Consider the following 6,961-nt stretch of genomic DNA (forward strand, 5'->3'; position numbering starts at 1 on the left):
TGGAACGCGAGAGGCAAAGAAGCGGTTCCGCTAATCCCGGAGATCCCTTCGGAGATCCTGAAGACACTGATGAACCCTCACTCGCCAACTGGACTCTGTTCCGCCGAGCTCACGCACAATCTCGGCATAACTCTTTTCTTCATAGAAGCGAAGCTGGATCAGGCGTCGGCGTCTTTCATCCAGGCGGTAGAGGGCAAGGCGAAGGCGTCCCCCCTCATCCCGCAACTCGGTCCTGTCCAGAGGGTCCAACCCGGAAGAGCGGAGAGTTTCGGGAAGATCGCAGATTTCCCGGCGACGACGGATCCAGTCCACGCAGCGGGCCATGGCAATCTTGTGAACCAGGGCGCGAAAACTGCTGCGAACGACAAATCCATTGCGGGTAGCGTGTTTCCAGATTCCTGCCAGTGATTCCTGAATGAGATCGTCCTGCTCCTCCCGGGGAATCCCGGCCAGACGGGAGTAGACAATCTGCCGACACCATTGGTCCACGCGGGCGCATGCCTGCGCATCGCCTCGAAGAAAGGCGCGCAGAATATCCTGTTCCCGGGAACGACCTGACAGAGAACTCAAGGCTCGCTCATACCCACCTTCCCCATCCTGGTAAATGCTACTAACCCGGGGAGAGTCTGACAGAGGGAAATCACTTTTTCAAGATAATCAGTAACATAATCCTCTTCCCTGCGACAGAAGAGGCAGGGAATGCCTTGTCCTGACAGCGGGGAAAGGCTATTCTGAAAGGTCGCGCAGGAAAGGGAACATGGAACACTCGGAACTTCGGGAACTTCTTTCCGACTACTCTATGGGCAAACTGGAAGGCGAAAGGGCTCGCCTTCTGGAAACTCATCTGGGTAGCTGCCCGGAGTGCAGACATACCCTGAAGTTGATCGGTGAGATCCGCCGGGAGCTGGAAACCCATGGTGAGAGCCTGCTGGAGGGGCATCCCGATGCGGATTCCCTGGTCTCCTTCGCCCTCGATGATGGAGAACTGGAAACCCCGGATTACGCCCGCATCGGACTGCATATACGAAGTTGTTCCAATTGCGAGAGCGAGGTTCGAAAGGTTCGGGAAATCCAGGACTCCCTTCACAGCCCCTCACAGCGCCTGAAGTCCGTCTTGCGCCCCATCATTCACAAAGGCAATCTGGCACTGCTGGCGCTGGTTCTTCTTGTCGCCCTCCTACCCCTCTCCCGGAATTTCATACAGCCCACCGGGGGAGCATCCCGGATTCTCTATCTGGAACCCACTCTCCGGGGAGCTGAACCAGCCCTTCCCTCTCTGGTTCTCGACGAGGCAACGGCCTGGATCTCCCTGGCCTTGGTCAGCAATCCGGAATCTGCCGAACAGTCTTTTGTCCTCCGAATCCTGGAAGACGGGAATGGGACGGAGATTTTCCGGCACGAAGGCCTGTTTTCGGAGGCCTGGGACCCTTCAACGGGAGTATTGAGCCTGGTTTTTCCCAGCCGGTGCCTTCGTCAAGGCCTGTATCGGGTTGAATTGATGGAAGATGGGCAAACGGTCTACCTGGCTCGCTTTCTTGCACGGTAATCTTCCCTTTTTTTCATAACGCTTTGCCACTATCTGCGACATTAAGGAGCAGGGGATCCTCCGAGGAGCGTCTTCCTGTCTCGCTTGCGAGACTTGGCTTTCCCTGTGCCTTACGCTGCCCATCCGGCGAATGAGGTCAGGGAAGGCCTCTTTTTTTCAATTCAGGACCCTGTAATTCTCCCTACACTTTCTTTCCAACTTCCACGGGATTCTCTGTGCGTAATCTGATATGATTATGAAAGAATCGTTGTTCCTCTCGCGAACAGGAGACTGTCATGCGCCGGCTCACTTTCATCTTGTCACTTCTTCTTCTTCTTCAGTCCTCTCTGGCTCTGGAATTAGCCGACAAACTCGGCCCCCAACCCGCTGGATTGCAGGTGGAGGAGTCTACTCTGCTGAATCTGGTGGAAGAGTCCCGCCTCCGTGTGGAACTCGGCAGAGGCGATCCCTATCATACGTTACTGGAAACCGGGCAGCCCTGGGAAGATGGCCAGATCGGCCAGTCGGACATTCAACTCATGTATGTCAATGAGCGGGGCTTCCCTCTGTATCAATCCATCACCAACCTGAATGCGGCCAGAACCATTAGCACCGATGAAGTCTGGACCGGTGGAGCCACAGGTCTGGATCTTGATGGTGCCACGATCACGGGAAACCACTTGGGAATCTGGGACGCAGGTGGAGTTCGGCTGACCCATACGGAATTCAATGGCCGTGTCGTGCAGATTGACTCTCCTGCAGCCACTCACTGGCACAGCACCCATTGCGCGGGAACCCTGATTTCCGCAGGGGAAGATGCCTCCTCCAAGGGAATGGCACATGAGGCTGAGAGACTGATCGCATTCGACTGGGATGATGACCTTGCGGAAATGGCGCTTTCCGCTCTCTTCGGCATGAGGGCCTCCAGCCACTCCTATGGGTTTGTTACCGGATGGAACCAGGACAACACCGGTACCTGGGCCTGGTATGGCGACTCCACACTGAGCACGAACGAAGATCACAGATTCGGATTCTACATGGATGAATCGGCCGAATACGACAATCTCGCCCATGCGGCTCCTCTCTTGCTGATCACGAAATCCGCAGGGAACGACCGAAATGACGCGGGACCGGGAGCGGGAGGCTGGCATTGGCACTTCCAGCAAGCCAATAGTGTCTGGATCTGGATCAATGACAACCATGCCGCCGATGGCGGTGCCACCGGTTACGACACCATGGGACCCAAGGCCTGTGCAAAGAATATCCTGACGGTAGGCGCGGTGAACGACATTCCCGGCGGTTATGCGAATCCCGGCAATGTGGTTCTCACGGCTTTCAGCAGCTGGGGACCCACGGACGACGGGCGCATCAAACCGGATCTCGTTGCCAACGGTAACTTTGTCTATAGCACCGACGACAGCAACGACACCTCCTACACCAACTCGTCGGGAACCTCCATGTCCACGCCCAGCGTGGCGGCCTCGGCGGCGCTCCTTCAGGAGCATTACGAAGACACGATCGGCGATTTCCCCCGGGCTGCCACCATCAAGGCCATCATTCTGCACACCTGCGATGAGGCAGGAGCCGCTGACGGCCCGGACTACCAGCATGGCTGGGGACTCATGAATACCCGAAGTGCCGCAGAGTTGATCTCGGACATCCCGAACGACGACACCTATGTGATCGAGACCACCCTGGAACATGGCGAGACCGACACCTACCACTTCGATGTCAGCGGGTGGGACGATGTAAGCATGACTCTGGTCTGGATGGACCCGGAAGGAACCCCGGTCGCCGATGCGGTGGATCCCGGAACCCTGATGCTGGTCAATGATCTGGACATGGACGCTGTGCAGGGAGGAAGCACTTTCCGCCCCTGGATCCTGAATCCCGCCAATCCCGGCAATGCCGCGACTACCGGCGACAATGACCGTGACAATGTTGAAAAGATCGAGATTGATTCCAATCAGCTCTCCGGCGGCATCCTGACTGTCAACATCGACCATGAGGGCGCCATCAGCGAGGGTCCCCAGAGATACTCGCTGATTGTCACGGGAATCGTACGCGAACACGCAAGCATCGTCTATGTGCCTGCAGATTACGGAACCATTCAGGCGGCCATCGACGCATCTCTCAGCGGAGACTCCATCTATGTTTCCCCGGGCATCTACTCCGGAATCGGAAACCGGGATCTCGACTTTGGCGGAAAAGACCTGCTGCTTCAGTCCCTGAGCGGGCCGGAACTGACGATCATCAATGCAGGAGGAAGCGCGGCCAGCAACCATCGCGCATTCCACTTTCACAGCGGGGAAACATCCTCTGCGGTCCTTGACGGTTTCACGATCACCGGTGCTTATCAGGACGGATCCTATCCTGAAGATCAGGGAGGCGGCATCTATGTCTTCGGCTGCGATCCGACGATCCGGAACTGCCAGTTCAGGAACAATTACGCGCTGAACGGAGGAGCCCTGAAACTCCGCAACTCCAATTCCGTGGTTGAGAACTGTCTCTTTAGCGACAACTCGGGAACCTGGGGCGGCGCTATCTGCACGGCAGAGGGCACCCCCAGCATCGCATCCTGCACCTTTGACTCCAACTCGGCGACCGTCGGTGGCGGTGTGTACCTTGGATACGACACTGCCTGGGCCAGTATCGACGATTGCACCTTCTACGGGAATTCAAGCGCGCAGGCGGGATCCGGCGCCGTTCATCTGTACTACGCAACGGCATCACTGTACAGAAACATCATCTCCTACAGCAGCGACGGTTCATCCATTGCCATCAACGATGAATCAGGGAGCGTGTTTCTCAGTTGTAACTGCCTCTACGGAAATGCAGACGGAGACTGGAATAGCAGTATCGGGAGCTTCTACCTTGTAAACGGCAACATCTCGGAAGATCCTCTGTTCTGTGACCCGGAATCGGGCGACCTCGGCCTGGCCAACCTTTCTCCCTGCCTTCCCGCCAACAACAGTTGCGGGGTGCAAATGGGAGCCGAGGGTTCCGATTGTGTGGCTTCCTACCCAGACATCTCGGTCAGCCCCGTAAGTTTCGACTTCACACTAGCTGAGGGAGAAAGCGAGAGCCAGGTACTGGAAATCAGCAACCTGCCCGCAGACGCCCTGAGCCTTGACTGGGAAATCGGGGAACAGGAGGAGTGGTCCTTCCTCTTCCGCTCGGGAAGCTCGGCTGAAAGGTCCCTTCTTGAAGAAAGAGTCAGGAACCTGCGCCAGTACGCAAAGCTGGAATTGCAAAGGGGCGAACTGGACCCCCGAGGTGGCCAAGCCCCCCTGCGTTCCGGAGGACAGGATGAATACGGTTACGGCTGGATTGACAGCGACGACATCGGAGGACCTGCCTTTGACTGGTTCGATATCGTTGCTGTCGGCAATGCTCACGCCATCGGCGACGAAGATGGTGTGAATGTCGCCCTTCCTTTCAACTTTCCCTTCTATGGGATCGACATGAACTTCGTGAACATTGGCGACAATGGCTGCCTGACCTTTGATGCTGCCTATGCGGTCTGGGGGAATGATCCCATCCCTGACCCTTACCACGAGCCTCACAACTTCATTGCACCCTTCTGGGATGATCTGGATCCGGGAGTGGGCGGGAGCATCCACAGCTTCCATGACGAGGACAATGGCCGCTTCATCGTGCAGTATACCGATGTCCCCCGTTACAACGGGCCGGAAGTCTACACCTTCCAGGTCATGCTGGAGACTGATGGAAGCATCCTCTACCAGTACTTGGCAATGGACAGCAATCTTCTCGACTCGGCAAGCATTGGAATTGAGAACGGAGACGGTCTCGACGGACTGCAGATTGTCTTCAACTCCGACTACCTGCACGATGACCTTGCAGTGAGAATCTTCCCCGATCAGGACTGTGCCTGGATCACGGCATCGCCGCTTACGGGGGCGACTCCTGCCTCGGGAACTTCCACGGTCAGCATTATGGCCGATGCCAGTGGAATGACAGAAGGAAGCCATGATTGCACGCTTCTGGTCTTCAGCAATGATCCGGACACTCACATCGTCAGCGTGGATGTCACGCTCACTGTGCCGCACACACCCGTTGTGATCCATGTCGATCCCCTGGGCGACGATGCAACGGGCGATGGTTCTGAGGGCAATCCTTTTGCGAGCATCCAGCACTCGGTGGATGTCGCCGTCGATGCCGACACGATTCAGGCGGCCGCGGGAACCTACACAGGAGTGGGCAACCGGGGAATCGAATTCCTGGGCAAGAACCTGGTTCTCCGTTCTGCAGCTGGGCCTGAGGATACCGAGATCGACTGTGAAGGCGCAGACCGGGCTTTCTATCTGCACAGTGCTGAATCGCAGGAAACGCTGATCGATGGTTTCCGTCTCGTGAACGGCTATGCGAACGATGCGGAAACTCCCGGCACCGGGCGTGGAGGGAGCATTCTTCTCGGTTCGGGAGCTTCGCCCACCTTCATGAACTGCGTGATCTCCGGGAATGTCGCAGAAAGGTCCGGAGGAGGAGTGTTTGTCGGAACCAGTTGCGACCCGGTCTTTGTCTCCTGCACCTTCAGCGGCAATGCGACGGAGCTCTACGGAGGCGGGGGAGTGGAGGTCTACAACAACGCCTTCGCCATCTTTGAGCGCTGTATCCTCTGGGACAACTGTGCCGGGGGCAGCGGCGATGAATACTATGGAACCGGCTCTTCCTCGGCCAGTTTTTCCTGTTCGAGTGTCAGGGAAGATGGGATTTACAGCCCGGGTTCCATTGTCTGGGAAACAGAAAACCTCAACGCGGATCCCCTCTTCTGTTCTTCCGAGTCCTGCAACGACGCTCCCACAGAGGCAGGCAGTTACCGCCTGGCGGCCAACTCTCCCTGCCTGCCGGATGCCAATGCTTGCGGAGTCCTGATCGGAGCCCTGAATGAGGGCTGCGGTGAAGTGGATGCGCCGGAAACGCCGGCAGGTCCCCTGTCCTGCAGGCTCTATTCGAACAGCCCGAACCCCTTCAACCCCAAGACGGAGATCCGATTCGACCTGCCGGACACAAGACTGGTGAGGCTCGAGATCTACGACCTCCTTGGCCGCAAGGTGCGGAGCCTTCTGAACTCCACAATGGAGACGGGGGAGCATCGAGTGGAGTGGGATGGAAGGAACAGCCAGGGCGAAATGCAGCCCTCCGGTGTCTACTTCTACCGGATTTCTGCGGGAGACTTCCGGGAGACCCGCAAAATGATGATGCTGAAGTAGTTGGTCATGAGAAGCCCCGGCGATTGCCGGGGCTTTTTTCATTATCAGGTTGTGCCTCTGAGAATGTATCTCCTGGAGGCATCATCTCAGAGACTTCTTCGATCATGTCCATCCCGCCGGTGCTCCGGCGGGATGTCCTTTTCTCTTCCTCTGCTTCCACTCTAATAGGCGTAACTGAGAGTGTGCTCCCGGTTTTTTCCCA

The 6,961-nt window shown here is 57.0% G+C and carries 3 protein-coding genes; 2 read left to right on the top strand and 1 reads right to left on the bottom strand.

Going from position 1 to position 6,961, the window contains the following annotated elements; translation table 11 throughout:
- Window positions 1-30: 30 nt before the first annotated feature.
- On the bottom strand, window positions 31-570 hold the full coding sequence (locus QGH30_04425) for a sigma-70 family RNA polymerase sigma factor (GenBank protein MDP7021582.1): 540 nt from the start codon (window positions 568-570) through the stop codon (window positions 31-33).
- Window positions 571-757: 187 nt separating this feature from the next.
- On the opposite strand from QGH30_04425, the gene QGH30_04430 reads away from it, so the two are divergent.
- Together QGH30_04430 and QGH30_04435 are read left to right on the top strand one after the other, a co-directional pair.
- Complete coding sequence (locus tag QGH30_04430) at window positions 758-1,546, top strand: zf-HC2 domain-containing protein (GenBank protein MDP7021583.1); 789 nt, start codon at window positions 758-760, stop codon at window positions 1,544-1,546.
- A gap of 275 nt (window positions 1,547-1,821) precedes the next feature.
- Entirely contained in the window at window positions 1,822-6,759 is a 4,938-nt protein-coding gene (locus QGH30_04435) for a S8 family serine peptidase (protein ID MDP7021584.1), read from the top strand.
- The last annotated feature ends 202 nt before the right edge of the window (window positions 6,760-6,961 follow it).

The sequence above is a fragment of the Candidatus Krumholzibacteriia bacterium genome, assembly GCA_030748535.1.
In the GTDB taxonomy this organism is placed as follows: Bacteria; Krumholzibacteriota; Krumholzibacteriia; order JACNKJ01; family JACNKJ01; genus JASMLU01.

Excerpts from the sequence above, each read along its gene's own strand:
- QGH30_04430 (MDP7021583.1), top strand. The coding sequence starts at position 758 with ATGGAACACTCGGAACTTCGGGAACTTCTTTCCGACTACTCTATGGGC.
- QGH30_04435 (MDP7021584.1), top strand. The coding sequence starts at position 1,822 with ATGCGCCGGCTCACTTTCATCTTGTCACTTCTTCTTCTTCTTCAGTCC.